The organism is Streptomyces saintjeani (assembly GCF_055409605.1).
This window is the reverse complement of sequence record NZ_CP189624.1, coordinates 116,158-142,265: the sequence shown is the minus strand read 5'-3', so window position 1 is coordinate 142,265 and position 26,108 is coordinate 116,158. Positions and strand designations below refer to the sequence as shown.

The following is a 26,108-nucleotide window of genomic DNA, read 5'->3' as shown; positions in this document are numbered from 1 at the left end:
ATCGAGTTCCCCGTCGCGTGCGGCGGCGGGGAACTCGGCCCGGAGATCTAGCGAGAAATAAACCTCCGTGTTTTCCGAGGTTTCCGACTCCGACCGATGGAAGCGAGTAGCGGATGACCCGCATGCACGAATCCCCCGGAAAGCCCGGGCGGAATCCCTCCGCCGTCATCGCCGGCGCCGGTCCCACCGGACTGCTCCTCGCCGGTGACCTCGCGGCGGCCGGCGTCCGGGTGACCGTCGTCGAGAAGCGCCCGGCCGGCATCAGTAACCTGTCCCGCGCCTTCGGCGTGCACGCCCGCACCCTCGAACTCCTCGACGCCCGCGACCTCGCCGACGAACTCGTGGCCACCGGCCAGATCGTCCGCGAACTGCGCCTGTTCGGCGCGATCCCGTTCGACATCGGCGCGCTGCCCTCCCGCTACCCCTTCCTGCTGGTCACCCCGCAGTACGAGGTGGAACGGCTGCTGCTGCGCCGGGCCCTGAAACACGGCGCGGAGATCCGCTACGGCAGCGAGGTCACCGGCCTCGCCCAGGACGCCGACGGCGTCACCGTCGCGCTGCGCACCGACGCGGGCGACACCGCCGTACGCACCGAGTGGCTGGTCGGCGCCGACGGGACGCGCAGCGCCGTACGCGAAGCGCTCGGGCTGCCCTTCCCCGGCAAGGTGGTGATCCGGTCGGTGATCCTCGCCGACGTGAAGTTCACCGAGGAGCCGCCCCTCGTGGTGCGGGTGCACGGCGCGGGCGGTGCCTTCGGGTTCATCGCGCCCTTCGGCGACGGCTACTGGCGGGTCGGCGGCTGGGACCGGGCCCACCGGGGCGAACCCGACGACGCGCCGGTCGAGTTCGAGGAGCTGCGCGCGCTGACCGAGCGGGCCTTCGGCTCCGACTTCGGGATGCACGACCCGCGCTGGCTCTCCCGCTTCCACAGCGACGAACGCCAGGTGCCCGCCTACCGCGTCGGCCGCGTCCTGCTCGCCGGCGACGCCGCCCACCAGCACTCCCCGGCCGGCGGCCAGGGCATGAATACCGGCCTCCAGGACGCCGTCAACCTCGGCTGGAAACTCGCCGCCGTCCTCCAGGGCCGCGCCCCCGGCACCCTCCTCGACACCTACCACACCGAACGCCACCCCATCGGCCGCGCGGTCCTGCGTAGCAGCGGCCTCAACCTGCGCCTCGCCATGGCGCACAACCCCCTGGAGATCGCGCTGCGCGCCGTACGCAAACTGGTCGTCACCCACGTCAAGCCGGTGACCCGGCAGGCGGTCGGGGAGATCACCGGAACCGGCTTCGCCTACCCCGCGCCGCGCGGCGCGCACCCCTTGGCCGGGAAGCGCGCACCGGACCTGGAGCTGGCCGGGGGACGGCTGTACGAGGCGCTGCGCGAGGGGCGTTTCGTGCTGGTCCTGCCGCCGGGCGGGGACTTCGGCCGGGACGGGCTGACCGTCACCCACCGCGTCGACGGCGGCGACGAGGCGCTCCTGGTACGGCCCGACGGCTACTACGCCTGGGCCGGAGCCCCGACCGCCCAGGCGATCGAGGCGGGGCTCGCGTCCTGGCTGGACTGACACCGTCAGCGGGGCGGCAGTGGCGACAGCGTCGGCAGGTGGGAGAGGAAGCCGCCGTCGACGCTGAGCACCTGCCCGGTGATGAACGAGGCGGCCGGCGAGGCGAGGAACGCCACCATCGAGGCCACGTCGTCCGGCGTGCCGAGCCGGGGGATCAGGTTCGCGCTCTGGAACATCCGCTGCACCGGCTCCGGCATGTCCGCCTCCAGCGCCGGGGTGCGGACCAGGCCGGGCGCGACGGCGTTGCAGCGGACGCCGTCCGCGCCGTACGCAGCGGCCACGGAACGGGTCAGCGCGATCAGGCCGCCCTTGGACGCGCCGTACGCGACCATCACCCGGTCGCCGGACAGGCCCTGGCCGCTGGTGATGTTGATGATCGAGCCGCCGCCGCGCTCGATCATCACCGGCACGGTGTGCTTGCACAGCAGCATCGGACCGCGCAGGTTGACCGCGAGGACCTGGTCCCACAGCTTTGCCGACATGGACACGACGTCCCGGTCCTGGCGGATCGCGGAGGTCAGCGCCGCGTTGTTGTCCAGGACGTCGATGCCGCCGAAGGTGTCGACGGCGAAGTCCACCAGACGCTCCACGCTCGCCTCGTCGGCGATGTCGACGCCGTGGCCGACCACCGAGAGCCCCTGCGCGGCCAGCTTCTCGGCGGCGGTCTTCGCCGGGGCGTCGGCGACGTCCGCGAGGACGACGTGCGCCCCCAGGGCCGCCAGCGCCTCCACCGTCGCGACGCCGATCCCTCCCGCGCCGCCGGTGACCACGGCCACCTTGCCGGTCAGGGAGTGTGCTGCGTGCGTCATCGGTCGACACCTCTCGTTCGGACGGACGTACGGGAAGGAGGCGCTGAACGATCGTGGGGACGGGGATTCAGACGGCGTTGAACAGCTCGGCGAACCGCCCGAGCAGCAGGTCGGCACCCTTGTAGCCGGACGTCTCGGCGGCCCCCAGGACGACCGGGCCGTCCGGACCCGGCACCTGCGAGGCGCCACCGGTCGAACCCAGCGGCACCAGCACCGCGTCCGCCCCCGGCAGGTACGTCCGCTCCGGCGACGTGCCCGCCGCGAGGGCCCGGATGTTCGCCGCCACCACGACGGCGTGCTCGGAGGCGGCCTTGGAGCGCTTCGGCTCCGGTACGGCGGTGACGTCACCGATGGCGAAGACGGTCGACGCGCCCGCGACCCGCAGATGCTCGTCCACCTCCACGTGCCCGTCGCCGCGCCGGGCGGCGGCGAGGCCCCCGCGCAGCATGTCGCTCAGCGGCGCCATGCCGTAACACCTGAACCACAGGTCCGCGTCGATCCGCGTCCCCGCCTCGGTCGTCACCGAGAACGCCTCGCGCACCCCCGGCGCCACCGGCGGCACGGCCGTCAGCGCGCTGCCCAGCTCCAGCCGCACGCCCCGCTCGGCGAGCTGCTCCCGCAGCGCGCCGCGCAGCTCCGGCAGATAGCGCCCGCCGAGCACGTCCTCGGCGGGGTCGACCACCACGACCTCGGTGCGCGGCCACCGCTCGGTGATCTCCCCGGCGAGTTCGAGGCCCACGGGACCGGCCCCGAGCAGCAACACCCGGGAAGCGGCGGCGAGTTCGGCCCGCGTGTCCGCGTGCCGCAGCACCGAGTCCGCGCTGTCCTCGGTGTCGGGCTTCGCCGGGTACGGGTACGAGGAGCCGGTCGCCAGCACGACGTAGTCCGCGTCGATCCGCGTGCCGTCGGCCGTGGTGACCCCGGACGCGTCCACCTCCACGGCGCGGTCGCGCACGTGCCGGCCCCGGGTGAACAGGCCGTCGTACCCGAAGTAGATCCGCTCCGCCCAGTCCGCGTCGACCAGGCCGCGCAGCGCCGCCACCGCGTGGACGAAGGCGTCCTTCGGGTCGATCAGGACGACGTCGAAGTCCGGGTCGAGGTCGCGCGCGAGCGCTGCTCCGCCGTATCCGCCGCCGACGATCGCGACCGTGCTGCCCATACGTTGCGCTCCTTGTGCGTTGTGCTCACCGCGTCGAAAACAGCCTGCGGAGGCAGGGCTCCGCCGGTGTCCGCGAGCGTAGCCGTCCGCTTAAGTAAAATGCAATCTGTATGGCAATTAATGACTCGACGTGGGGGTGGGGCATGCCGTTGACCTATGGGTACGAGCGTTTCGGGGGGCCGGAGGTCGAGCGGTTCGCGCAGGTGCCGCGACCGGTGCCGGGGGCCGGTGACCTGCTGATCGCCGTGCGCGCGGCGGGGGTCAACCCCGTCGACCACAAACGGCGTTCGGGGCGGCTTCCGGCGGGGGCGCCCGCCGTGGCGCTGCCCGCCGTGATGGGGGGCGAGGCCGCGGGGGAGGTGGTCGCGGTCGGGAGCGGTGTCGCCGGGTTCGCCGTCGGGGACGCGGTGCTCGGCGGGCCGACGACCGGAGGGTTCGCGCAGTACGCGCTGCTTCCCGCGCGGGCGGCGGTGCGGAAACCGGCGGAGGTGTCCTGGGCCGACGCCGCTTGCCTGCCGATCGCCGGTGCCACCGGGTACGCCGCTGTGCGGCGGCTCGGGCTGCCGGCCGGGGCGACCCTGCTGATCACCGGGGTCGCGGGCGGGGTCGGCGTGGTCGCCGCTCAGGTCGCGGTGGGGCTCGGGGTGAACGTGGTGGGGGTGGCGGGCCCGGACAAGCGGGCGTTCGTCGAGGGGCTCGGGGTGCGGTTCGTGGCGTCCGGTACGGGGCTCGCCGCCGCGGTGCCGGGTGGTGTGGACGCCGTACTCGACCTGGTCGGGGGAGAGGTGCTGCGCGAGAGCGCGGGGCTCGTGGCGGACCGCAGCCGGCTCGTGAGCGGCGCCGACCGGGAAGCCGTTGCCGCGCTCGGCGGTTCGGCGCCGGGGCCCGTTCGCGACCCCGCGATCCTGGAAGCGGTGGTGGAACTGGTCCGCACCGGCGCCCTCGACCCGAAGGTGACGAGCATCGTCCCGTTCGCGCGGGCCGCGACGGCGGTCCGGGCGGTCGAGAGCGGACACGGGCGGGGGAAGACCGTCCTGGAGATGTCTGGAGTCCCCCTCGACCCCTCCTTGAGCCGCGCCCGGAACTGACCGCTCCGCCTTCCCCGAGCCGGACAGAACGGGGAAAGTAAAGTACAACGTGTACAGCAGATCGGCAGACGAGCCGCCCGATCCACCGGAGGACGCCCTGAACACCACACCCACGGTCCCCGCCGAACCGTACGCGCCGCCGCGCCCCGCCGGCGTCGGCCGCCCCGGCGGCAGGGCCGCGAAACGCCGGGCCATCACGGAGGGCGCGCGCACCGTCTTCGGCCGCGAGGGCTACAGCCGCACCAGCATCGAGGCCATCGCCACCGAAGCCGGGGTGTCCACCCGCACCATCTACAACCACTTCCAGGGCAAGGACCACCTCTTCTCCGACGTCCTGCACGACAGCGCGAGCCAGGTCGCCGACGCGTTCGTGGCGACCGTGAGCGAACACCTCGCCGGCGCCGACGCCCGCGCCGACCTCCTCGTCCTCGGCAACGCCCTCGTCGGCCAGCGCACCCAGTTCCCCGAGCACTTCGCGATGATCCGCCAGATCAGGGCCGAGGAGCAGCACTTCCCGCCCGCGGTGATCGGCACCTGGCGCCAGGCGGGCCCCCTGCGCGTCCAGCAGGAGGTCACCCGCCGCCTCGACGACCTCGTCCGGGCGGGCCTCCTCGACACCGACGACCCGTCCCGCGCGACCGCCCACTTCGTCGCCCTCGTCAACTCCGAGACCAGCCCCCACGGCGACCCTCAGACACCGTCCCAGATCCACGCGTGCGTCACCCGGGCGGTCGACGCCTTTCTCCACGGCTACGGAGGGAAAGGAACGGATCACTGAGCACGGGGGTGCGGGAGGCGCTGGGGCGGGGGCCGCGTACGTTCGAGGCGTACGCGCAGGCCACGGCCTGTGGGTCCGCTGACGAGAGAGGACGTGCACATGACCGCCCCCTGGACCGTTCTGGGAGTTCCCTTCCCCCTCACCCCGTCGTCCGACAAGGCGTGGGCCGTCGACGGGGCCACCGTCACGGCCACCGCCGCCGCACGCAGCGACATCTTCATCGACCCGGGGACCGACTCGCAGCTCAACGCCGAGTCGATGCTCAACGCCGCCACCCTGCTCGGCCCTCCGCCGGAGGGCGACTTCCAGTTCAGCGCGCGGGTCACCGTCGAGTTCGGGGCCACCTTCGACGCGGGGGTGCTGCTCCTGTGGGTCGACGAACGGCACTGGGGCAAGCTCTGCTTCGAGTACTCGCCCGACGGCGAGCCGATGATCGTCTCCGTGGTCGCACGGGGTGTCGCGGACGACGCGAACGCGTTCGTCGTCGACGGCGGGACGGTGTGGCTGCGCGTCGCGCGGATCGACGGGGCGTACGCGTACCACGCCTCCCTCGACGGCGTGACCTGGCGCATGATCCGCTTCTTCGCCCTCGACGACCCCGGCGCGCGGGCCACGGTCGGCTTCGAGGCGCAGTCACCCACCGGCGACGGCTGCCGTGTCACCTTCGACGACGTCCGCTTCACCCGTGAACGCCTGGCGGAGTTGCGAGACGGCTCCTGACACGAGCCCGGCGCCCACCTCTGTGAGCGCCGGCTCCCGTTGTTTCCCCGTTTCCCCGGTCGCCGGAGAGGTCAGGCCGGGGTGAGCCGCAGGAGGGCGCAGCCGTGTGCGGGGAGGGTGAGGGTCAGGGCGCGGCCGTCGTGCGGGGTGTCGGTACGGGTCCACAGGTCCCGGACCCGGTCGTCGGGGAGCGCGCCGATGGAGCCGAGGGGGACGGTGACGGTCTCGGGGGTGTCCGCCAGGGAGAAGACCGCCGCGTAGCGGGTGCGGCCGTCGGAGTCGTCGGCCGTCCACAGGACGAGGTTCCGCTCGCGCAGGACCTCGCGGCTGTCGCGGCCGTGCAGGAGGACCTCCAGCGCTTCGCCGTTGGTGAGCAGGTCGATCGTCTCCGACGGGCTGGTGGGGAGGTCGCCGCCCATCATCAGCGGGGAGCGGGAGACGAACCACAGGGTGAGCAGGCTGACCTGCTCGTCCCAGGTCAGCCGCGAGACGCGGTCCTCGCCGCGCTCGGCGCGGATGCCGATGCGGCCGAGGGGAAGCATGTCGGCGTCGGCCCAGCCGGCCGGGCCCTGCGCGGGGGCCCACCGCGCCATCCGGGCGAACTGCGCCTCGACGTCCTCCCACCGGTCCCACAGGTCGTCGCACACACGCCACATCGTGGCGTTCTCCCGCAGGTGGCCGAGGTGCGCGAGGGACACGTCCGTACCGGGCGAGAGGCTCAGCTCGATCGGCCGGCCGCTGCGCTCGATGGCCCGCCCGTACGCCGCGATCTCCCGGTCGTGGTACGGGAACAGCATGTCGTCGGCCTTGACGAAGTCGACTCCCCACGCGGCGAACTGGGCGACCTGCGCGTCGTAGTACGCCTGCGCGCCGGGGTGGTCGTGGTTCAGGCCGTAGTTGTCGGGGTTCCAGGGGCAGACGGAGCCGGTGTCGGCGACCTCGTCCGCCGTGAAGTCCGTCCCGGCGACGGGCAGCCGGGCGGCGACCGCGCGGCGCGGTATGCCCCGCATGATGTGCAGGCCGAAGCGCAGGCCCAGCCCGTGCACCTGGTCGGCGAGCGGCTTGAACCCCGCGCCGTCGGCCGCGGACGGGAACCGGTTGGGCGCCGGCAACTGGCGGCCGTACGCGTCGAGGACCACCGGCGGGTTCTCGTTGTAACCGTGGGCACGGGCGGTCGGCTCGTACCACTGGATGTCCACCACGACCGTGTCCCAGCCGTACGGCAGCAAGTGCTCGTGCAGGAAAGCCGCGTTGGCGAGCACCTCGTCCTCGGTGACGGTGGTGCCGTAACAGTCCCAGCTGTTCCAGCCCATCGGCGGGCGCAGGTGTCGTTCGGGGAGCGGGCGTACGGAGCGGCTCATGGCGGTTCGCTTCCTGGGAGGGGGCGGATGCGCACGGGGTGATCTTGTACAGGTTGCATCACGGGGCCGGGTACGACCAGGGTCGAAAAGTTTCGCCGCGGTGGCCGCACGGAGGAGTGGCCGGCACTCCGCCCCGCGCACCCTCAGCGCACCACCCTCACCCCCCGCAGCCGGTTGAGCGCGGCGGCGATCTCGTGGCGGCGGGGCACCGCGAAGTCGTCGTCGTGGACCGTGCGGAGCGCGGCGACGGGGTCCGCGCCCGCGAAGTCCGCGTCCAGGAGGTCGAGGGCCTCGGCCAGCGTGCGGTCGCGGGTCAGGTGGCCGTGGCGGACGAGGAGTTCGAGGGCGAGGCCGATGCCGGTGACGTGGGAGGCGTCGGCGAGGGGCTCGACGCAGCGCAGGTCGATGTCGTGTTCGCCGAAGACCAGGTAGTCGGTGCCCCGGGAGCGCACCCGGCTGCGCCCCTTCGCCGTGGAGTCCACCGACGCCGGGTCGACGCGGCGGGCGACGACCCCGGGGAAGGAGTCCGCCTCGGCCCGCCGCCCCGTCGGCACGGCGGCGATCTCCCGCGCCCGCCCGGTCACGTCGTACGGCCGGTACGCGTCCATCATCACCACCCGGTCGGCGACTTCGAGATAGTCACCGCTCCCGCCCATCACCAGCACCGTCGACACCCCGTGATCCCGGTGCAGGGAACGGACCGAGTCCACCAGCGGCGTGAGCGGCTCCCGCTCCTTCGCGACCAGCGCCTGCATCCGGGCGTCCCGGATCATCAGGTTGGTCGCGGCGGTGTCCTCGTCGATGAGCAGCACCCGCGCCCCGCTCTCCACGGCCTCGCACAGGGACGCGGCCTGCGACGTCGACCCGGACGCGTTCGGCGTCGAGAAGTCGCCCGTGTCCGCGCCGCCCGGCAGATGACTGACGAACGCGTGCACGTCCACCCGCTCCACCGGACGCCCGTCCTCCGCCCGGATCTTCACCGTGTCCGGCAACGAGACGGCCAGCTCCCGCCCGTCCCCCGCGACGTGGTCCCACACCCCCGTCTCCAACGCCCGCAACAGCGTCGACTTCCCGTGGAACCCGCCCCCGACGATCAACGTCACCCCTTCGGGAACCCCCATCCCGCTCACCGCCCCCGCGTGCGGCAACTCGACCGTCACCCGCAGCTCCTCGGGCGACCGGAACTCCACCACCCCCTCACCCCGCGCGGGACGATCGTCCGCCCCCGTCCTGCGGGCCAGCAACGACCCGTCCGCGACGAACCCCACAAGACCGAGCCCGGGCAGTGACGCCCGCAGCGCGGCCGAGTCCTCCACCGCCGCCACGAACTCCCGCACCCGCCCGGCGTCCAGCGCCGCCAGACACAGCGCCCGCTCGGCGACACGCGGCAGCACCTGGCACAACAGCCGCCACGCCGCCCGCCCGTCGATACGCCGGTGCGGCCCCGGCAACGCCACCCCGAGCCGCAGCGTCACCGATCCGTCCCCGGCGTCCACCGTGCACGAGTTGCGGTCCAGCACCTCCTGCCCGCCCGCGTCCAGATGCAGGTCCCGCTCCGCGTCCACCTCCCGCGCCGCCTGCCGCACCAGATACCCGGCCAGCGCCCGCCGCCGCACCGCCGAGTCCCACAACTCCCTTGGGAATCCCGCCCGTTCGCCCGGCATCCGTACGGCGACCCGCGCGGGCGGCGCGTACGGGTCGGCCTGCCCGCGCACGATCTCCAGCACCACACCCCCGGACAGCTCCCACGGCCCGGTCAGCCCCCGGTACCGGCTGTAGGACGCGCCGTCGAGCTGCTCCAGCTCCCGGTCCAGACCCTGCCTGACCCGGTCCGTCCGCTCAGGACCCTGACGGGTACGGCCCGCCCGGTCCGACGGTCCGGCGGGCCGGGTGGGTCGCCCTTGACGGCGCATACGGTGCTCACTTCCTCGCTGCGAAGCCGCGAATCCACGTCCGTCCCCCATCAGCACTCCTCCGGCCGGTGCCCGGCCCGCGGGAGGGAGACCGTCGGATCGTACTGGGAGGAGATCTGGAAGACCCCCGGCTCCCGCGCCGTGAGCCGCGTGAACACGCCGCCCTCGCCGCCGTCCTTGCCGCTGTCCTCGCGCAGACAGGCCCCGTTGTCGGCCCGCAGCCAGGGCGAGTAGGCGAGCCGCACGGTCACCGAACCCGCCCTCGGCAGGTACACCACGAGGTACGCGTCCCCCTCCGGCGCCCGCACGACCTCCCCGGGCGCCGACACCAGCGGCACGGCGTCCCGCACCCGGTACAGCTTCCAGTGCGCGTCGCCCCACACCGGCTCCAGCCAGTCCGGCCGGCGCTGTATCAGCTCCGCCTCCGCGACCCCCGAGTGATCGGGCACGGTGTCCGGGACGGCGACGAAACCCACCGCCCACCGGTCCAGCCACGCCCGGTACGAGGCCGGCGTGAGCGTCCCGTCGTAGAAGATCCGGGCCCGTTCGACATCCAGCTGGGTGTTCCAGCCCCGCGCCATGTTGATGTGCGGCGACAGGACGGCGGCCTCGCGGTGGTCGTGCGCCGGAACGACCTCGACCCGCCCCTGCCCCGCGTCGAACCGGTCGAGAGCCTGGAGCAGCCCCTCGGTGTCCGCCGCCCACGCCGGGACCTGACTCGACGCCTTCAGGAAGGACACGGGCGTCCCCGACCCCACCCAGAACAGCGACCCCGCCAGCGCCAGCGCGAGGCCACCGCGCCGCAGCCGGGGACCCGGCGCCGTCGAGACCAGGGCCGCCAGCAGCACGGCCGGGGCGAAGAGCAGCGCGAACCGCTCCACGTTGCTGCCGATCGGCGTCGCCAGCAGATAGGAGAGCCCGACCCCCACCGCGTACACCGCGCCCCCGAGCCGCACGACCCGCCACCCGCGCGGCGCCCACACCGCCACCGCGAGCCCGAGCCCCATCGGCCACCACACCCGCCCGGACGCCATCGGCTCCTCCCCGTCGAAGGGGAACAGCAGCGTCGTCGCCCCCACGACCAGGAACGGCGGGACGATCAGCACGGCGGCCCGCCGCCAGTCCCGCACCAGCCCGTACGCCGCACCCGCGACCACCAGGAACAGCCCGGCCACCGGACTGCCCGCCGTCGCCAGCACCGCGAACCCGGCGGCCGAGGCCGGCCGCCGCTCTCCCGCCAGCACCACGCACGCCGCCAGCGCGAAGGCGACCCCGAGCGCGAACGTCACCCGCCCCGCCGCCACGTTCACCCACAGCCCGAACGCCGCCAGCAGCGCGGGAGCCAGGGGGCGGCGCATCCCCGATCTCACGAACAGCTCGGCCGCCAGCCAGCTCGCCGCCGGCCCCGAGAGCACGGCGACCGTCCGCACGCCGAGGAACCCCATCAGATACGGGGAGACGATGCTGTAGTTCGCCGTGTGCAGGCCGCCGAACCAGAACAGGCCGTACGCCGAGTCCCCGTGGTCGGCCGCGAACCGCGCCCACGCCTCCTGTGCGGCCAGGTCACCGCCGCCGTTGGCCCGGAACAGCGCCCACACGACATACAAGGGGAGCATCGAGAACGCCGCGAGCAACGGCACCCGGTGACGGCGCGACCAGGGGGTGGGCAGGACAGGGGCGGCGAGGGCAACGGCCACGAGGGGCACCTCCGTTCGAAGCAGCGGGTGTCAGTGACGAGACGGCTCCCCGACCGCGATACGGCTGGTGGGGCCGGTCCCGTCGCCTCCAGTCTCGGCCGCCCCATCCCCACCCCGCATCGGCCGAACGGCCAGGTCTCCCACCCGAAACCCCTCCCACAACCGGCCATTCGGCCGAGGCGCCGGCCCCTCGGCCCGTGGTCAGCTTGAAGCTCACACCTCTGCACTCCGCTTCTCGATCGCCCGTACCACCGCCACCATGTCCTCCCCGCCGTGCCCCTGCTCCACCGCCTCCCCGAACAACGCATGACACACATCCAGCAGAGGAGAAGCCACGCCTGCTTTCCGAGCCGCCTCCGCGATCAGCCGATTGTTCTTGAGCACGTCGACCGCCCCCGCCTGCACACCGAAGTCCCGCTCCACCAGCTTCGGCGCCTTCGTCCGCGACACAGCGCTCGCCATCGGCCCGGCGTCGAGAACCTCCAGCAGCAGCGCCGGATCCACCCCCTGCCGCTCGGCGAAGTGGAACGCCTCGCTGAGCCCCGTGACCAGCGTGATCAAAAACAGGTTCACCGAGAACTTCATCAGCAGCGCCCCCGGCACGGCCCCGCAGACGAACGTCTCCCGGCACACCGGCGCCAGCAGCGCCCGTACGTCTGCCACGGCATCGTCGTCCCCCGACAGCATCCCCACCAACTGCCCCTGCTCCGCCGGGACCCGCGACCCCGAGACCGGTGCCTCCACATACCGTCCGCCCACCGCCCGGACGTCCTGCTGGAGCCCGGCGGAGTACTCGGCCGACGTGGTGCCCATGTGCACGACGACGCGCCCCGCGACCCGCGCGGCGAAGCCGGGCGTACCCCGTCCCAGCACCGCGTCCATGGCCTCCTCGTCGGCCAGCATCAGCACGACCGTGCCCGACCGCTCGAAGACCTCGCCGGGATCGCCCGCGATTTCGGCACCGGCGGCGCGCAGCGGCTCGTACCGGCCCGGTGAACGGTTCCACACCACGAGCGGAGTGCCCGCCCGCGCGAGGTTGAGCGCCATGGGCTGTCCCATGACGCCGAGACCGACGAAGCCCACGTACGACATGCCGCACCACCACTCTCCACAGGACTATGACCGCCGTCATGGTAGCCCGCGCTATGACAGCGGTCATAGACTGGTCGGAGGACACGGAAAGGGAGGCAAAGGAGTGACCGAACGCGGAGCACGCGAGCGGATGGTCTTCAGCGCGGCCCAGCTCATCCGGCGCGACGGAGTCGGCGCGACCGGGATGCGCGAGGTCGCCGCCCACGCGCAGGCGCCGCGCGGCTCGCTCCAGCACTACTTCCCCGGCGGCAAGGAGCAGTTGGTCAACGAGGCCGTCCAATGGGCCGGCCGGTACGCCGGAAACCGCGTACCCCGCTTCCTGGCCGCCCTCCCCTCACCGACGCCCAGCGGCCTCTTCGCCGAGATGGTCCGGCAGTGGACCGACGAGTACGAGACCTCCGGCTACGCGGGCGGCTGCCCCGTGGCCGCCGCCACCGTCGACTGCGCCAAGACCACGCCCTCGACCCGGGAGGCCGCGTCCAACGCCTTCGCCGGGTGGACCGACGCGGTGGCCGCCGCCCTCACCGGGATGGGCGTACCGAAACACCGGGCCACCCCGCTCGCCACCCTCATGATCAGCACCATCGAAGGCGCCCTCCTCATCGCCCGCGCCGAACAGAGCACGCGGGCCCTGGACACCGCGACCCGGGAACTCGGCCCCCTCCTGGACGCCGCGGTCGACCACGGCCTCACCTGACCGGCGCGCTGCTGCGCCCCTGCCGCCGCCCGCTCAACTCGACGTCCAGCGTCTCCTGCGCGACCCGCATCCCCTCGACGTGCTCGGGCCACGACAACCGCTCCCAGATCTCCTCCTCGGCCACGTCCTCGACATGCTGGACCACCCACCACACATTCCCGAACGGATCCCGGACCCGCCCACCCCGCTGCCCGAAGGCACTGTCCATGACGGGCGTGACCACCCTGCCGCCACCCGCCACAGCCCGCGCGACGACGTCGTCCGCGTCCCCCACGAACACCCGCAGCAGACTCGGCATCACGGGCCAGTCCTCCCGCCGGTCGAACGCCAGCACCACGGTGTCCCCGACCCGTACCTCCCCGTGCCCGACGGCCCCGTCCTCGGTCACCACCCGCCCCAACTCCTCGCCCCCGAACACCTCCACGACGAAATCCAGAAACGCGCCCGTGTCATCGGTGACGACCCAGGGAGCGACGGTGGTGTAGCCGTGGGGCTGCGCAGACATGGTGTTCCTCTCGCCGAAGTGCGGTACCGACGACGGTAGGGCCGGAGTAGGCCAGAAGGTGTCCTGGTCGAGGCAGGCTGCTCGCCCTGCCTGCGGCATCACAACCCGAACACCCCAGCGACCCGCTCCCCGAGTTCCTTCTCCGTCATCGTGACGTCGAGCCGGATGACAGGCAGGTGCAGGCGTGAGGTCTCTCGCTCAAGCCGCTCGACGAACATCGCGTCCCGCTCCGCGAGATTGCGCGCGGCCTTCTCCGGGTCGCTGGTCCGCCAGATGAACCCCTCGCCGGGAGCCGACCGGCCCGAGATGGCCGTTTCTCGGAAACCGGGCGTCGGCAGGAGCCAGACGGCGTGGTGCGAAGTGGGGAGCAGCGGGTGGACGAGGTGGGGGAGGAGGCGGAAGCCCTCGGCGATCACGGGCCGGTCCTGCGGCAGGCGGAGCAGATCCTCGACGATCAGGCCGAAGCCCTCGCCCCGGTACCAGTGGAACGTCTCGAACATGGTGCGCGGAGACCGCTCCACCCACCGCTCGTCCATGTCCATCGCCATGAACTCGTGCAGGAACGGGGCCTGTCGGGGTGTGGTCCGGCCGGCGTGGTCCGGCATCGTGTCGTCGGTGACGTAGAGGTGCAGGCCGTGGTGCGCGGCGAGCCTGCGGGCGATCGTCGACTTGCCGGCGCCGGGGCTCCCGCCGATCCAGTACACGTGGCGCAGCCGCTCGACGAGGCCGAGGTCCACGGGTCAGTCCCCTTGGGACCAGGCCGCCACCGGCAGGGAGAGGTACACGCCGAAGTCCTCCAGACCCGTCGCCGCGGCGATCCGCGAGTGCAGCTCATCCACCCGTTCCTGACGGTTCCCCGCCCGGCTCTCGAACCACTTCGACCGCACCTCGATCACGACATCGAGCCCGCTCCGGTCGTACGGCCCGAGCGACCGGAACCGCAACTCCACGTCCCCCGGCTGGAGTTCCCCGTCGTAGGGCTCCTCGGGACACTCCACGGCGACGGACACGAGATGGGGGAGGACGGAACCGAGCTCACGCAGGGTGTCCGGCGAAACATGCGGGGCGTAAGTGATCTCCACGAGCGGCATCGGCCCACCTTAACCGTGGCCGTCCATGTAGAGGCAGAAGGGATGCCCGGCGGGATCGAGCAGGACACGGACGTCGCTCTGCGGCTGGAACTCGGCTTCCCGCGCCCCGAGTTGGAGCGCGTGCGCGACGGCCACCCCGAGATCGGTGACCTCGAAGTCGAGGTGGGCGCTCATCCGCGGGGCGCCCGCACGCGGGGGCCAGACCGGAGGGACGTACCGGCAACACGGCCAAGCCCTACGACAGCTTTGGCCGGCGGGGCCGTCACCGGGGCCCTGACCATGACCTTCCACGCCACGATCACCGTCCCCTACGGAGGCGTCCTCGCCGCCGCGGACATCGGCGAACTGCCGCTCCTCCTCCTCGCCGTCACCGCCGGGGTCCTGGTCACCGCCGCGACCGCCGTCGGCCTCAAGAGCCTCGCCGGACGCCCCGCCCCGCTTCCCGCGACCCCCGCGACCCAGTTCCGCCGGAAGACGGCTGCCGCGCGGTGAACCCGCCCCAAGCCGACACGCGCCCGGCGGAGTCGGGACGTCCGGCCGGAGACGCGACACAGGATCTGAGCACCAACCAGCGTCGGCGGAGGCCCGAAAGCCGCTTGAACCGCCGCCCCCGTCCCGGCGATGATCACCGCCCATGGAGTTCTTCTGCTACCACCGCGACCGGTCCGGCTCCCTCCCCCTGCGCCGCCGGCTCACCGAAGCCCACTGGTCGTACATGGACGGCTACACCGCCGAACTCATCGCCCGTGGCCCCACCTTCGCCGACGACGGCGAGACCCCCGCCGGCAGCGTCCACATCGTCGATCTTCCCGGCCCGGCGGCGGCCCGGGCGTTCGCCTTCGACGAGCCCAACCACCAGGCCGGGGTCTACCGGGACGTCCTCCTGCGGCGCTGGCGCAACCTGCTCGGCCGGACGATGTGGGACTTCCCCGGCGGCCGGACCGGCGGCAACCGCTACCTGGCACTCGGCCTCGCCCCCGACCCCGGCACGGACCTCGCCGTACCCCCGGACACCGGCGACCTGATCGCCTTCGGCCCTCTCCTGTCGGACGACGGTACGGCCTGGCTCGGTACGGCGGCCCTGCTGCGCGCCCCCGACGCGGAAGCGGCGCGCCGGGTACTCGGGGGACACGCGGAGACGGAGGTGCACGACTGGGAGTTCGGCGGCCGGCGCTGAAGCGGGGGCGCCGCGCGGGACGGGGCGACGAACAGGAGACGCGCCTCTCGGGAAGCACGCGCAGCAGCACACCCAGCCGCTCGCCCTGCCCCGCCTCAGCCGACCCCTGACACCCCCCGACCCTTCGACCGGTCGATCCCCTCCCCATCAACCCCTTCCCGCCCAACCCCTTCCCGCCCACCCCGTGAACCCCCACCCCGTGAACCCCCGCTCCGTGAACCCCCGCCCCTCAACCGCCCGCTCCACCACCACACCCCCGCCGCGACCACCCCGAGCCCCACCGTCACCACCCCGGAAACCCCCAGCACCCCCCGAGCCCCCAGCGCCGCGGTCAACGGTCCGCCCAGCGCCGCCCCCACCGGCGCCGCCGTGAGCAGCGCCGCCATGCGTGCCGCCAGCACCGTCGTCAGCCAAGCCGCCGGTGTCCGTTCCTGGAACAGGGTGAACGACAGTGCGGTGAACGGCCCGTAGATGACGCCGCCCACCCCGAAGCAGGCCAGCGTCACGGCGGTGGGCGCGCCCAGGCCGAACGGTACGAGCATCACGCCCCACCCCACGACGATCCCGACGGTCACCGGCCACAGCGGAAGCCTCCGCAGGGCCCCCGCGCCGAGCGCCCCCAGCACGGCCCCCACCCCGAAGAGCATCCAGTAGAGGCCGAGCACCCCGGCCCCGGCCCCGAGATCGCCGGTGACGTGCAGGGGGAGGGCGACCTCGACGGGCCCGTACAGAAAGTTGAACAGCCAGGTCAGCGCCAGCACACCGAGCAACTCCGGCTGTCGCCGCAGCAACCGCAGCCCGTCCACCGCGCGCCCCGCGTCGACGGGAGCGTCGGCCACCCCGCCCCCCTCACGCAGCCGCCCCACCTGGACGGCGAGCACGGCGAACGACAGCGCGTCGGCCCCGATCAGCCACGCGGGCCCCACCCACGTCACCAGGAGCCCGGCGAGCGCGGGCCCGAGGATGATGGAGGCGGAGATGCTGGAGCTGAGCAACGCGTTGGCGGCGAGCCGCCGTTCGGGCGGGAGCAGCTGGGGGACGAGGGAGTACTTCCCGGCCCCGCCCCACGCGTGCAGCACGGAGGACCCCGCGAGCAGCGTGACGTACAGCACGGGATGCAGCACCCCCGCCGCCCAGGCCACCGGCACGCAGCCGAGCATCACGGCCCGCAGCCAACTGTCCACCACGAGCAGCCTCCTGGGCGCCATCCGCCGCAGCCACCGCCCGAACACCAGCGCCCCCACGGCCCCCGGCAGCGCGTATGCCGCGACGGCCGCCCCCACCACGAACCCGGCCTGCCCCTCTGGCGCGATCAGTACCCCCAGCCACGCCACCGCGACGACACTCATCCCGTCCCCGAGATCGGAGACGGCCAGCGCGGGCAGCAGCCGCCTGAACCCGCGGTGGGCGAACAGCGGTTGATAGGACCGGGGGACAAGACGACGAGGTGATAGGAGGGTCACCGGCCAAAACTACAGGGACCGCCCTCGACGTAAACCGCTTGCGCGTACCCGCCCCGGCGGTGATCGTGGCCCGCGTGGACCATGAACTCGTCGAAGCCGCCGCCCAGCTCGCCCGCACCCGCTGTCAGGGCGACAACCACACGATGGCGGCGGCCGGCCGCGCCGCCGACGGCCGGATCGTGACCGCGCTGAACGCCTACCACTTCACCGGCGGCCCGTGCGCCGAACTCGTCCTCATCGGGACGGCCGCGGCCCAGGGCGTCTACGACCTTAAGGCGATCGTCGCCGTCGGGGACCGGGACCGGGGCGTCGTCCCGCCGTGCGGGCGCTGCCGTCAGGTCCTCCTCGACTACTTCCCCGGCATCGAGGTCGTCGTCGGGGACCGGGCGCTGCCCATCGCGGACCTGCTGCCCGAGAGCTATGTGTGGGCGGACCACCAGTAGGTCACCGCGTGCTGTAACCGGTCTCGATGAGCTGCCGCAGGGTCGGCAGCGCGTCGCCGTCGACGGGCGCGCCCTCGGTCCAGGCGAGGAACAGCGCGGCGAGGAAGAGATCGCGGCCCTGGACGGTCGGGCGCGCCGTGCCGCGTTCCCGCGCGGCGGCGAGGAACTCGTCGGTGACGGCGAGGAGTTCCTGGCAGGAGACGGAGAGCGGTGAGTCGTCGTGGGCCAGGGCCGCGAGGACCGGCGCGGGCAGCCCCGTGAAGGTGCTGAAGTACTTCTCCAGCGTCAGCAGCCACCGCCGCAGCCCCTCGTCCGCGTCCTCCACGCTCCGCAACTCCTCGCGTCCGGCGAGGAGTTCGGCCGCCGGGGCCTCCAGCGCCGCCGCGAGCAGCGCCTCCCGGGTCGGGAAGTGGCGGTAGAGCGTGGCCGGGCCGACCCCGGCGTCCCTCGCGATGGCCTCCAGCGAGGTCCCGGCGCCGCACTCCGCGAAGTGGCGCAGTGCCGTGTCGAGGATCCGGGCCCGGTTGCGCGCGGCGTCGGCGCGCGGCTTGCGGCACGTCGTCGGGGTGGTGTCCATCGCGTTCCTGTTCCTGTAGAGCGGCTCGAACCAGTCAATCATCACGCCAAGCGGACGCAGCCTCCGTTTGACGTGATAGGAAGTGGATGGTGCCTCCGGATATCCGTCCGGGCCCGCTTCGAACGGAGTACGCCATGCCCCGCACCCTCGGACTCATCGGCAGCGGAAACATCGGAACGGCCGTCGCCCGCCTGGCGGTTGCCGCCGGCTGGGACGTCGTCCTCAGCAACTCCCGGGGCCCCGAGACCCTCGCCGGCCTCGTCACCGGCCTCGGCGAAAAAGCCCGCGCCGCCACCCCGGCGGAAGCCGCCCGCGCCGGTGACCTCGTCGTCGCGACCGTCCCCCTGTACGCCTACGACAAGCTCCCCGTCGACGCCCTCGCCGGCAAGACGGTCCTCGACACCCTCAACTACTACCCCGCCCGTGACGGCCGGCTGGCCGAGCTGGACGCGAACGACCTCACCACCAGCGACCTCGTCCAACGCCGGCTCGCCCGCTCCCGCGTGGTCAAGGTGTTCAACAACATCGGCGCCCACCAGCTCTCCACCCTCGCCCGCCCCGCCGGTGCCCCCGACCGCAGCGCCCTGCCCGTCGCCGGGGACGACCCGGGCGCCAAGAAGGAGGTCGCCGACCTCCTCGACGCCCTCGGCTGGGACGCCGTCGACGTCGGCACGCTCGCGGAGAGCTGGCGCATCGAGCCGGAGACGCCGGTCTACGTCAAGCCGTACGTCGGTGAGGCGCCGGAGGAGCTGTCCCCGGTGGAATGGTTCGGCTGGATCCAGGAGACACCCGGCGTCACCGCCCCCGCGAGCCGTATCCGCGAACTGGCCGACTCCGCCGTACGGGGCCCGGCGGGCGGCGTGCTCCCGGAGGGGCTGGCTTTCCCGGAAAGGCGGTAGAGCCGCCGCGGAGCCTGTGTTTCGATACGGCGGTGAACACGGAGAACACGGTCAGGCCCCGCACGGACGACGACGTCGCTGCCTGCGTCGAGGCCCTCGCGGACGTCCACCGGCGCGACGGCTACCCCGTCAACTGGCCCGAGAATCCCGGCGGTTGGCTGATCCAGGCGTCAGGGCTGGGCGCGTGGGTCGCCGTACTGGACGGGCGGATCGTCGGCCACGTCGCCCTCAACGTCGGCGGTGAGGGCGACGTGGCTCCCGGTCTGTGGGGCGACCCGGACACGACGGCCGTCGTCAGCCGCCTCTTCGTCGCCCCCGGGGCGCGTGGCCACGGTTGCGGCGTACGGCTCATGGAGCGGGCGGTCGTGGAGGCCCGGCGCCGTGATCTCCACCCGGTGCTCGATGTCGTGGCGACGGATACGGCTGCGGCGGCGCTGTACGAACGGCTGGGGTGGAAGCTGCTGGCGACGGTGGAGCAGCGGTGGAGTGCGGAGCAGACGGTGACCGTGCACTGTTACGCGGCGCCGGATGCGGTCTGACAGGAGTGGTGTTGCTGGGGCGGGGTGAGGGGGCCGGAACGCTGGAGGCTGCCCTGCGTCGGTGACCCTCTGAACGCCGGACCTCTGGCGTCGGGGCGGTCGACTCACGCCGCCCCGCCCCCGCGACCGTCTGGCACCGGGGCGGGTGGCGGCCGGAACACCGCAGCCCGCCCCGGTGCGCCTCACTCCCCGGGGTGCACCAGCTCGATGTCGTGCCCGTCGACCCCGGCCCCGCCTGCGGTGATCTGGCTGACCTGCGGCGGATACCCGGCCGCGGTCACCGTGTAGTCGCCGCCGTCGAGGTCCGTGAACGCGTACCCGCCGTCCGCGCCGGTGACGGCGGACGCGACGACGTTCCCGGCCGCGTCGACGAGGGTCACCCGAGCGGCGTTCACCGGCCGCCCCGAGGCGGTCACCGCGCCGCGCACCCGCGCGCCCGGCGCCGGCTCGACCTCGGCCCGCGTCACTCCGCGCACCGCGATCTCGACGGTCAGCGCGACCGGCCGGAACCCGTCCGCGCTGACCGCGAGGGTCACCGCCTCCCCCTCGCCCGACGACGCCACCGACCCCGGCTCCCGCACAGCGCCCCGCCCCCGCAGCCCCACCACAGCCAGCCCCGCCCCCACCAACGCCAGCACCCCGGTCACCACGGCCGACGTATGCACCCCCGCCATGAACGCCCCATGACTCCCCTCGACGACAGCACTCCGCAGCGCCCCCGGCATCGACTCCGACACCGGCGCCACCCCCATCGCGACCGCGTCCTTCGCCTCCCCGAGCCCTTCGGCGACGGAGTGCGGTACGCCCGCGTCGGTCAGCTCGCCGGTCAGGGTGGAACCGACCCGGCCGCTGATGACGGACACCAGGACGGACGTCCCGAGCGCCCCGCCGACCTGCAAGGACGTCGCCTGCAACCCACCCGCGACACCCCCGTCCCGCACGGGCGCGTTGCCGACGATGGCGTCGGACGACGCGGACATCACCATGCCGACGCCGAGCCCGAGCGCGACGAACGGCGGCCACATCGTGGCGTACGACGAGTCCGTGCTCCACGCGAGCATCGTGAACGCGGCCCCGCTCTGGAGGACCATCCCGAGCGGCATCGTGACCCGCGCCCCGAACCGCTCCGTGAGCTTCGCGCCCAGCGGCGACGCCAGCATCGACGCGATGCTCAGCGGCAGCGTCCGTACCCCCGACTCGACGGGCGTGAACCCGCGCACGTTCTGGAGGTACAGCATCACGAAGAAGATCACGCCGAGCAGGATGAAGAAGTTGAGCGCGGTGACGAACGCCCCGACGGTCAGCGCCGGGCTCCGGAACAGCCGCATCGGCAGCAGGGGATGGGCGACCCGCGTCTCGTACCGGCCGAAGAGGACGAGTACGGCGATCCCGCCGCCGATCGCGCCGAGCGTCCCGGCCGAGGTCCAGCCCCACGTCTCGCCCTTGACGACGCCGAACACCACGGCGAGCAGCCCGCCCGCGAGCAGGACGACCCCGGGGACGTCGAACTTCTCGCCCGCAGCCGCCTCGTTGCGGGACTGCGGGAGGACGACCAGGCCGAAGACGAGTGCGACGACACCGATGGGCGCGTTGATGTAGAACACGGACTCCCAGTTGACGTGCTCGACGAGCAGCCCGCCGACGATCGGCCCGAGCGCCGTCGACACGGACGAGATCATCGCCCAGATCCCGACGGCCATCCCGAACTTCCTCGGCGGGAACACGGCCCGCAGCAACGCGAGCGTGTTCGGCATCAGCATCGCCCCGAACAGCCCCTGGACGGCACGGAAGGCGATGACCCCCTCGATCGACCCGGCGAGCCCGATCGCCACGGACGCGACGGTGAACCCGGCGACCCCGACGAGGTAGAGCGTGCGGCGCCCGAGGCGGTCACCGAGCTTGCCGCCGAGGATGAGGGCCGCGGCGAGGGCGAGGAGGTAGGAGTTGGTGACCCACTGCAACTCGGCGGTGCTCGCCTTGAGGTCGCGGGCGATCTCCGCGTTGGCGATCGACACGACGGACCCGTCGAGGCCGACCATGAACAGACCGAACGCGACGGCGACCAGGGTCAGCCACGGGTTGGCCCGCAGATCGCGGGGAGGCGTGGTGGACGTGGGTGCGGGCGCTGTGGAGACAGCGGTGACAGGCATGGGTGAGAAGTCCTCAGGACGTACCGGCGCGCTTGAGCGGCGCGCGGAGGAAAGGGAAGAGGGGGGATCAGTCGTCGCGCAGGGCGTCGGTGAGTGCCACCAGAGCGCCGAGCGCCGAACCGAGAGCGTCCAGATCGCCCTCGGTGAGGGTCCGCAGCGCGGCCGAGATCCGCCGCGTGACCAGGCTGTCGACCTCGCCGATCCGCCGCCGCGCCTCGGCGGTCACCCTGAGGTGCGCCACCCGCTTGTCGCCCTCGTCCTGCCACCGCTCCAGCGCCCCCGCCGCGGTGAGCCGCGTGACCAGAGCACTGACGTTGTTCGGCATCATCCGCAACGCGTCCGCCGCGCTCTGCACGGTCGCCCCGTCGTTCTCGGCGACATAGTGCAACAACGCCAACTGCCGCTCCGGCGGCTTGGGAAACGGCAACGCCCCGTCAAGATGCCGCTTCACGGCCCGGTTCAGCACCGGCAGACACACCGCGAGGCCCTCGGCCACACGGTCGACGCTGCTGGAACTCGGCTGAGCCCCACTGGTTCCGGACACCCGGGAAGGGTATGTATGACGAGACACCTATGTCAACATACCTATTGCTCGCGCCCGGCCATCCGATGGCGGTCGGCGCCGTCGCGCAATCCCCCGTTCGGGCGATGTCCGCGGGCCCGTCCCCTCCACGGGTGAATCGAACGGCCCACCGGTCCGGCGGCGCCTGACCGAACCGGGCGTGGTCGAACTTGTGCTCGACGCGTCGCCCGGGCTCACCCGTATCGCCGCTGTGAGCAGGGGAGTTGTGCGGGTGATCCGTCCGTTCCCCCTGTCGAGGAGAAGCCATGCATCCCGTCCGCCTGCTCACCGCCCATCGGCCCGCGTTCGAAAATCCCCCCGCCCAGGCCGTCCGCGCCACCGGATTCCGCCGCCCCGTCGACGTCCGCCGCGCCCTGTTCTCGTCCGCGTCACGACCGTCATCGAGGTGGGGAGCATGACCGCGCTCGCACCCGCCGTCCTCGCCTGGGCGACCGCCACGCTCGGCGCCCGCCCCGCCGTGACCGACGCCTCCCACCCCAGGGAGGACTCCCGCGTCTGGAAACTGGCCCTGCCCGACGGGGCCCGCTACTACCTGAAGCTCTCCCCGCGCCCCCTGATGTACGAGCGCGAGACCCTCGCCCTGCGCCACGCCGCCCCCGCCCTCGGCGCGGGCCACGCACCGACGCTGCGCGCCTCCGACGCCCACCACCTCGCCCTGCTCCTGACGGCGGTCCCCGGCCGCCCCCTCAAGCAGCAGACGCTCACCCCCGCCGACGAGGCCCGCGCCCACCGGCACGGCGGAGTCCTCCTCGCCCGCCTCCACCGGGCCGGCGACCTCTGCGGACCCCGCCGCAAGGAAGCCGCCCAGGCACTGCGCGCCGCCGCCGACGGAGCCGGCAACCACCTGCCCCGCGCCGGACTCACGACGCCCGAACGCACACTCGTCCGCGCCCTCGCCGCCCGCCTGCGCACCCTCCCGCCGCTCCCGCTCGCCTTCACCCACGGCGACGCCCGCGAACGCAACCTCCTGTGGTCCCGGGAGCACGCCCGGGCCGGCTGGATCGACTTCGAGCGCTCCCGGTTCGCCACCGCCGTACAGGACTTCGTCCCGCTGGCCTGCACGACCTGGACCGACCGCCCCGACCTGCGCGCCGCGTTCCTCCAGGGCTACGGCCGCGATCTCACCCCCGAGGAGAAACAGGCCCTGACCTGCCTCGCGGCCATCGACGCGGTGGGCTGCCTGGCCCACGACGACCCCACGGTCACCGCACGGGGCCGCCGTACCCTGGACCGGATCGTGGCGGGGGTGTTCGCATGACGCTCCCCGCAGCCCGCACGGAACTCCCGCAGCCGTCCGCGCCACCCGAACTCGACTACAACGGCCGCAAACACCGGCACGCCATGGACGACGCGACCCTGGTGGACATGGCCCGCCGCATCCCCGCCGCACTCCTCCAGACGGCCCGCCTCGCCTGGCGGGTCGACCGCCGCATGGTCACCACGATCGCCGTCTGCCAGCTCCTGTCCGGCATCGGTACGGCCGTGATGCTCGGCGCGGTCGCCGAGGCCCTGCCCCGCCTCATGACCGGCGACCCCCGCGAGGGCCTGGCCCAGGCGTGGCCCGCGCTGACCGTCGCCGTCGCGGCGATGGCGGTCGGCGCGGCCCTGTGGATCCTCGCCGACTGGGCCACCCGCCGCCTCAACCCCAAGATCGCCTCGGCCGCCGACCTGACCCTCGTCGACCTCCACATGCGCGCCGAACTCGCCGCGTACGACACGGAAGGCTTCCGCGACCGCAGCCAGGCCGCCGAGATCGGCGCCCTGCGCGCCGTCGACCTCGCCGACGACGCCAAGACCCTCACCAACGCGTCCGTCCAACTGCTGTCCGCCGCGACGGTGTTGACGTCCCTGCACCCGCTGCTGCTCTGCGTGCTGCTGCTGTCCGTCGTACCGCGCGGGCTCGGCGGCGTGATCTCCGCGCGCATCGACTACCGCGTCCACGACCGCACGATCTCCGCGCGCAACGTGCGCGGCATGATGCGCTGGTGGCTGACGACGGCCGAACTCGCCGACGAGCTGCGGGCCAACACCATGCGGCCGTACCTGCACTACTGGTACCGGGCGATGTGCGACCGAGTCGAGGGCCGCGAACTCGCGGGCGCGCGCCCGTACTTGCTGGTGACGGTGCTGGCCGCGTCGCTGGGCGGGCTGTTCACGCTCGGGATGTGGGTGTCGCTGGCGGGCCTCGTGCTCGCCGGGGCGATGTCGACGGCCTTGGCCGGGACCGCCGTTGTCGCCTCGCAGACCGCCGGGCGGGCGCTCAACTCGATCGTCCGGTACAGCACGGTGATGTTCCACCACGGGCTCTACCTCTCCGACTACCACGACTTCGTCGACGAGGTCCGCACCACGACGACGGAACGCGGTACGACGCAGGCCGCCGCACCCCGGAGCATCCGCCTGGAGGGCGCCGCCTACACCTACCCCGGCAAGGACACGGCCGCCGTCGGACCGGTCACGCTCACGCTGAACCGGGGCGAAGTCGTCGCGCTGGTCGGCGAGAACGGCGCCGGGAAGTCGACGCTGATCCGGATGCTGACCGGCCTGACCGTTCCCACGGAGGGGCAAGTCCTGTGGGACGACACCGACTTGGCCGCCACCGACGCCGAGTCCGTGTGGCGGCACGTCGGACTCGTCCCGCAGAAGAACGGCCACTGGCCGCTCGCCGCCCGCGAGAACATCACCCTCGGCCAGCCCCGCGAACACGGCGACGACCGGGTCTGGGACGCCGCCCGCCGCGTCGGCATGGACGAGGCGCTGACCGCCCTGCCCGACCGGCTCGACACCCTGCTCGCCCGCTCGGTGTGGGGCGGGCACGAACTCTCCGGCGGCCAGTGGCAGCGCGTGGCCTGCGCCCGCGCCCTCTACCGCGAACCCGCCGTCCTCGTCCTCGACGAGCCGACCAGCGAGATGGACGCGCGCGGCGAACACACCGTGTTCCGGGAGCTGCGCGCCATGGCCCCCGACCGCATCACCGTCGTCGTCACCCACCGCCTCGACAACGTCCGCATGGCCGACCGCGTCCTCGTCCTCGACCGGGGACACATCCGCGAACAGGGCACCTTCGACGACCTCGTGACCACGGAAGGGAGTCTGCTGGCCGAGCTGTACGAGCTCTCCCAGGACCGCTGACCGGACGAGGCGTGTCCCGAGTGCGGGGCACGCCTCACCGCGCTCACCAGGAGTGCGCGACGTCCACCACGAGCCGTCCGTCCAACTGGAGGACACGGAAGGGCAGTCGGGCGCGGATGCCGAGCCCGAACTGGCTCTGTCCTTCGAAGGTTCCCGCGAACACGGCGTCACGGAAGGTCGGGTAGCCGACAGGCTTGGGCGCCGGGCCCGGATAGGTCGGTGTCCCGGTCTCCGGGTTGTACGCCGGTGCGCGCACGACGACTTCGAGGATCGCCCCGCCGGTCACCGGAACCGGGTCGCCGGAGGGGTCCTGGATGAGGGCGTCGACGTAGCGGACGCTGTAGCCGAGCTGGCTGGCGGTGGCGCCGGGGACGTCGACCACGAAACGGTCGTAGCAGTCGTGGGTGCCGATGCGGGCGTTGGTGATGAACTCACCCGATGTGCTGGCCCCGTTGCTCTTGGCGAGGCTGCCCCAACCGGTCGGACAGGCGACGGCCGCTCGCCCGGGCAGCTCCGCCGAGACGGCGGGCACCGCTGCGGCGCCGAGCGCTGCGGTCGCCAGCGCGGTGATCGTGATGACAGTGCGTCGTAACACTTTTGTTCCCCCACGTGTCAGGTGTCCTGCTTTGTGAAGTGAGACAGCCGGACCGGTCCGAAGGTTGTGCCG

Annotated in this window: 27 protein-coding genes and 1 pseudogene; 12 read left to right on the top strand and 16 right to left on the bottom strand. The window is 73.0% G+C overall.

Annotation, left to right across the window (positions count from 1 at the left end):
• Window positions 1-113 precede the first annotated feature (113 nt).
• Complete coding sequence (locus ACQCO7_RS00665) at window positions 114-1,568, top strand: FAD-dependent oxidoreductase (RefSeq protein WP_464069874.1); 1,455 nt, start codon at window positions 114-116, stop codon at window positions 1,566-1,568.
• Window positions 1,569-1,573: 5 nt separating this feature from the next.
• Here ACQCO7_RS00665 and ACQCO7_RS00660 read toward each other — a convergent pair whose 3' ends face one another.
• Entirely contained in the window at window positions 1,574-2,377 is an 804-nt protein-coding gene (locus ACQCO7_RS00660) for an SDR family NAD(P)-dependent oxidoreductase (RefSeq protein ID WP_464069873.1), read from the bottom strand.
• Between the two features lie 67 nt (window positions 2,378-2,444).
• Window positions 2,445-3,536, bottom strand: a complete 1,092-nt coding sequence (locus tag ACQCO7_RS00655) for an NAD(P)/FAD-dependent oxidoreductase (RefSeq protein WP_464069872.1) — start codon at window positions 3,534-3,536, stop codon at window positions 2,445-2,447.
• A 143-nt stretch (window positions 3,537-3,679) separates the two neighbouring features.
• Between ACQCO7_RS00655 and ACQCO7_RS00650 the strand changes: the two genes are divergently transcribed.
• The 3 genes from ACQCO7_RS00650 to ACQCO7_RS00640 all read left to right on the top strand — a co-directional run bounded on the left by ACQCO7_RS00650 (window position 3,680) and on the right by ACQCO7_RS00640 (window position 6,122).
• Complete coding sequence (locus tag ACQCO7_RS00650) at window positions 3,680-4,624, top strand: NADP-dependent oxidoreductase (protein ID WP_464069871.1); 945 nt, start codon at window positions 3,680-3,682, stop codon at window positions 4,622-4,624.
• A gap of 49 nt (window positions 4,625-4,673) precedes the next feature.
• Window positions 4,674-5,402, top strand: coding sequence for a TetR/AcrR family transcriptional regulator (locus tag ACQCO7_RS00645; protein ID WP_464069870.1), 729 nt, complete (start codon window positions 4,674-4,676; stop codon window positions 5,400-5,402).
• A 99-nt stretch (window positions 5,403-5,501) separates the two neighbouring features.
• Entirely contained in the window at window positions 5,502-6,122 is a 621-nt protein-coding gene (locus ACQCO7_RS00640) for a DUF1349 domain-containing protein (RefSeq protein ID WP_464069869.1), read from the top strand.
• 71 nt (window positions 6,123-6,193) lie between these two features.
• Here the strand turns inward: ACQCO7_RS00640 and ACQCO7_RS00635 are convergent, their stop codons facing one another.
• The 4 genes from ACQCO7_RS00635 to ACQCO7_RS00620 all read right to left on the bottom strand — a co-directional run bounded on the left by ACQCO7_RS00635 (window position 6,194) and on the right by ACQCO7_RS00620 (window position 12,185).
• Window positions 6,194-7,483, bottom strand: coding sequence for a glycoside hydrolase family 27 protein (locus ACQCO7_RS00635; RefSeq protein ID WP_464069868.1), 1,290 nt, complete (start codon window positions 7,481-7,483; stop codon window positions 6,194-6,196).
• A gap of 143 nt (window positions 7,484-7,626) precedes the next feature.
• Complete coding sequence (locus ACQCO7_RS00630; protein ID WP_464069867.1) at window positions 7,627-9,396, bottom strand: P-loop domain-containing protein; 1,770 nt, start codon at window positions 9,394-9,396, stop codon at window positions 7,627-7,629.
• A 50-nt stretch (window positions 9,397-9,446) separates the two neighbouring features.
• On the bottom strand, window positions 9,447-11,093 hold the full coding sequence (locus tag ACQCO7_RS00625; RefSeq protein WP_464069866.1) for a hypothetical protein: 1,647 nt from the start codon (window positions 11,091-11,093) through the stop codon (window positions 9,447-9,449).
• A gap of 213 nt (window positions 11,094-11,306) precedes the next feature.
• Window positions 11,307-12,185: an NAD(P)-dependent oxidoreductase gene (locus ACQCO7_RS00620; RefSeq protein ID WP_464069865.1), complete on the bottom strand. Its 879-nt coding sequence runs from the start codon at window positions 12,183-12,185 to the stop codon at window positions 11,307-11,309.
• A gap of 130 nt (window positions 12,186-12,315) precedes the next feature.
• Here ACQCO7_RS00620 and ACQCO7_RS00615 point away from each other — a divergent pair, with 130 nt between their 5' ends.
• Complete coding sequence (locus tag ACQCO7_RS00615; RefSeq protein WP_464077123.1) at window positions 12,316-12,882, top strand: LmrA/YxaF family transcription factor; 567 nt, start codon at window positions 12,316-12,318, stop codon at window positions 12,880-12,882.
• Here ACQCO7_RS00615 and ACQCO7_RS00610 read toward each other — a convergent pair.
• From ACQCO7_RS00610 to ACQCO7_RS00595, 4 genes are all read right to left on the bottom strand, one after another.
• Window positions 12,875-13,387: a VOC family protein gene (locus ACQCO7_RS00610; RefSeq protein WP_464069864.1), complete on the bottom strand. Its 513-nt coding sequence runs from the start codon at window positions 13,385-13,387 to the stop codon at window positions 12,875-12,877. The two genes, ACQCO7_RS00615 and ACQCO7_RS00610, sit on opposite strands and share 8 nt — an antisense overlap.
• A gap of 98 nt (window positions 13,388-13,485) precedes the next feature.
• A complete protein-coding gene (locus ACQCO7_RS00605; protein ID WP_464069863.1) occupies window positions 13,486-14,124 on the bottom strand; it encodes a DEAD/DEAH box helicase family protein in 639 nt (212 codons plus the stop codon).
• Between the two features lie 3 nt (window positions 14,125-14,127).
• A complete protein-coding gene (locus ACQCO7_RS00600; protein WP_464069862.1) occupies window positions 14,128-14,478 on the bottom strand; it encodes a hypothetical protein in 351 nt (116 codons plus the stop codon).
• Between the two features lie 9 nt (window positions 14,479-14,487).
• The gene (locus ACQCO7_RS00595; RefSeq protein ID WP_464069861.1) at window positions 14,488-14,769 is read right to left on the bottom strand and encodes a VOC family protein; all 282 of its coding nucleotides are present in this window, start codon (window positions 14,767-14,769) and stop codon (window positions 14,488-14,490) included.
• On the opposite strand from ACQCO7_RS00595, the gene ACQCO7_RS00590 reads away from it, so the two are divergent.
• Window positions 14,758-14,970 (top strand): hypothetical protein, encoded by a 213-nt coding sequence (locus ACQCO7_RS00590; protein ID WP_464069860.1) that lies wholly within the window; start codon window positions 14,758-14,760, stop codon window positions 14,968-14,970. The two genes, ACQCO7_RS00595 and ACQCO7_RS00590, sit on opposite strands and share 12 nt — an antisense overlap.
• Before the next feature lie 142 nt (window positions 14,971-15,112).
• Window positions 15,113-15,655, top strand: coding sequence for a YciI family protein (locus ACQCO7_RS00585; RefSeq protein ID WP_464069859.1), 543 nt, complete (start codon window positions 15,113-15,115; stop codon window positions 15,653-15,655).
• Between the two features lie 95 nt (window positions 15,656-15,750).
• Here ACQCO7_RS00585 and ACQCO7_RS00580 read toward each other — a convergent pair whose 3' ends face one another.
• The gene (locus tag ACQCO7_RS00580) at window positions 15,751-17,118 is read right to left on the bottom strand and encodes an MFS transporter (RefSeq protein WP_464069858.1); all 1,368 of its coding nucleotides are present in this window, start codon (window positions 17,116-17,118) and stop codon (window positions 15,751-15,753) included.
• A 38-nt stretch (window positions 17,119-17,156) separates the two neighbouring features.
• On the opposite strand from ACQCO7_RS00580, the gene ACQCO7_RS00575 reads away from it, so the two are divergent.
• Entirely contained in the window at window positions 17,157-17,561 is a 405-nt protein-coding gene (locus ACQCO7_RS00575; protein WP_464069857.1) for a cytidine deaminase family protein, read from the top strand.
• 1 nt (window position 17,562) lies between these two features.
• Here ACQCO7_RS00575 and ACQCO7_RS00570 read toward each other — a convergent pair whose 3' ends face one another.
• On the bottom strand, window positions 17,563-18,138 hold the full coding sequence (locus tag ACQCO7_RS00570) for a TetR/AcrR family transcriptional regulator (protein WP_464069856.1): 576 nt from the start codon (window positions 18,136-18,138) through the stop codon (window positions 17,563-17,565).
• A 134-nt stretch (window positions 18,139-18,272) separates the two neighbouring features.
• Between ACQCO7_RS00570 and ACQCO7_RS00565 the strand changes: the two genes are divergently transcribed.
• Both ACQCO7_RS00565 and ACQCO7_RS00560 read left to right on the top strand, forming a co-directional pair.
• Window positions 18,273-19,037, top strand: a complete 765-nt coding sequence (locus ACQCO7_RS00565; protein ID WP_464069855.1) for an NADPH-dependent F420 reductase — start codon at window positions 18,273-18,275, stop codon at window positions 19,035-19,037.
• A gap of 32 nt (window positions 19,038-19,069) precedes the next feature.
• Window positions 19,070-19,576, top strand: a complete 507-nt coding sequence (locus tag ACQCO7_RS00560; protein WP_464069854.1) for a GNAT family N-acetyltransferase — start codon at window positions 19,070-19,072, stop codon at window positions 19,574-19,576.
• A gap of 182 nt (window positions 19,577-19,758) precedes the next feature.
• Here ACQCO7_RS00560 and ACQCO7_RS00555 read toward each other — a convergent pair whose 3' ends face one another.
• The 3 genes and pseudogenes from ACQCO7_RS00555 to ACQCO7_RS00545 form a co-directional block, all read right to left on the bottom strand.
• Window positions 19,759-20,043, bottom strand: coding sequence for a carboxypeptidase-like regulatory domain-containing protein (locus ACQCO7_RS00555; protein ID WP_464077122.1), 285 nt, complete (start codon window positions 20,041-20,043; stop codon window positions 19,759-19,761).
• Between the two features lie 126 nt (window positions 20,044-20,169).
• A pseudogene (locus ACQCO7_RS00550) lies at window positions 20,170-21,726 on the bottom strand (MFS transporter); the annotation flags it as partial.
• A 67-nt stretch (window positions 21,727-21,793) separates the two neighbouring features.
• Window positions 21,794-22,270, bottom strand: a complete 477-nt coding sequence (locus tag ACQCO7_RS00545) for a MarR family winged helix-turn-helix transcriptional regulator (RefSeq protein ID WP_464069853.1) — start codon at window positions 22,268-22,270, stop codon at window positions 21,794-21,796.
• A gap of 433 nt (window positions 22,271-22,703) precedes the next feature.
• On the opposite strand from ACQCO7_RS00545, the gene ACQCO7_RS00540 reads away from it, so the two are divergent.
• Both ACQCO7_RS00540 and ACQCO7_RS00535 read left to right on the top strand, forming a co-directional pair.
• Complete coding sequence (locus tag ACQCO7_RS00540) at window positions 22,704-23,567, top strand: phosphotransferase enzyme family protein (RefSeq protein ID WP_464069852.1); 864 nt, start codon at window positions 22,704-22,706, stop codon at window positions 23,565-23,567.
• On the top strand, window positions 23,564-25,441 hold the full coding sequence (locus tag ACQCO7_RS00535; protein ID WP_464069851.1) for an ATP-binding cassette domain-containing protein: 1,878 nt from the start codon (window positions 23,564-23,566) through the stop codon (window positions 25,439-25,441). The genes ACQCO7_RS00540 and ACQCO7_RS00535 overlap by 4 nt, the downstream gene beginning before the upstream one ends.
• Window positions 25,442-25,484: 43 nt before the next feature.
• On the opposite strand, the gene ACQCO7_RS00530 is transcribed toward ACQCO7_RS00535, so the two are convergent.
• Window positions 25,485-26,036 carry an AMIN-like domain-containing (lipo)protein gene (locus ACQCO7_RS00530; RefSeq protein ID WP_464069850.1) on the bottom strand — a complete coding sequence of 184 codons (552 nt, stop codon included), beginning with the start codon at window positions 26,034-26,036 and terminating at the stop codon, window positions 25,485-25,487.
• Window positions 26,037-26,108: the final 72 nt, after the last annotated feature.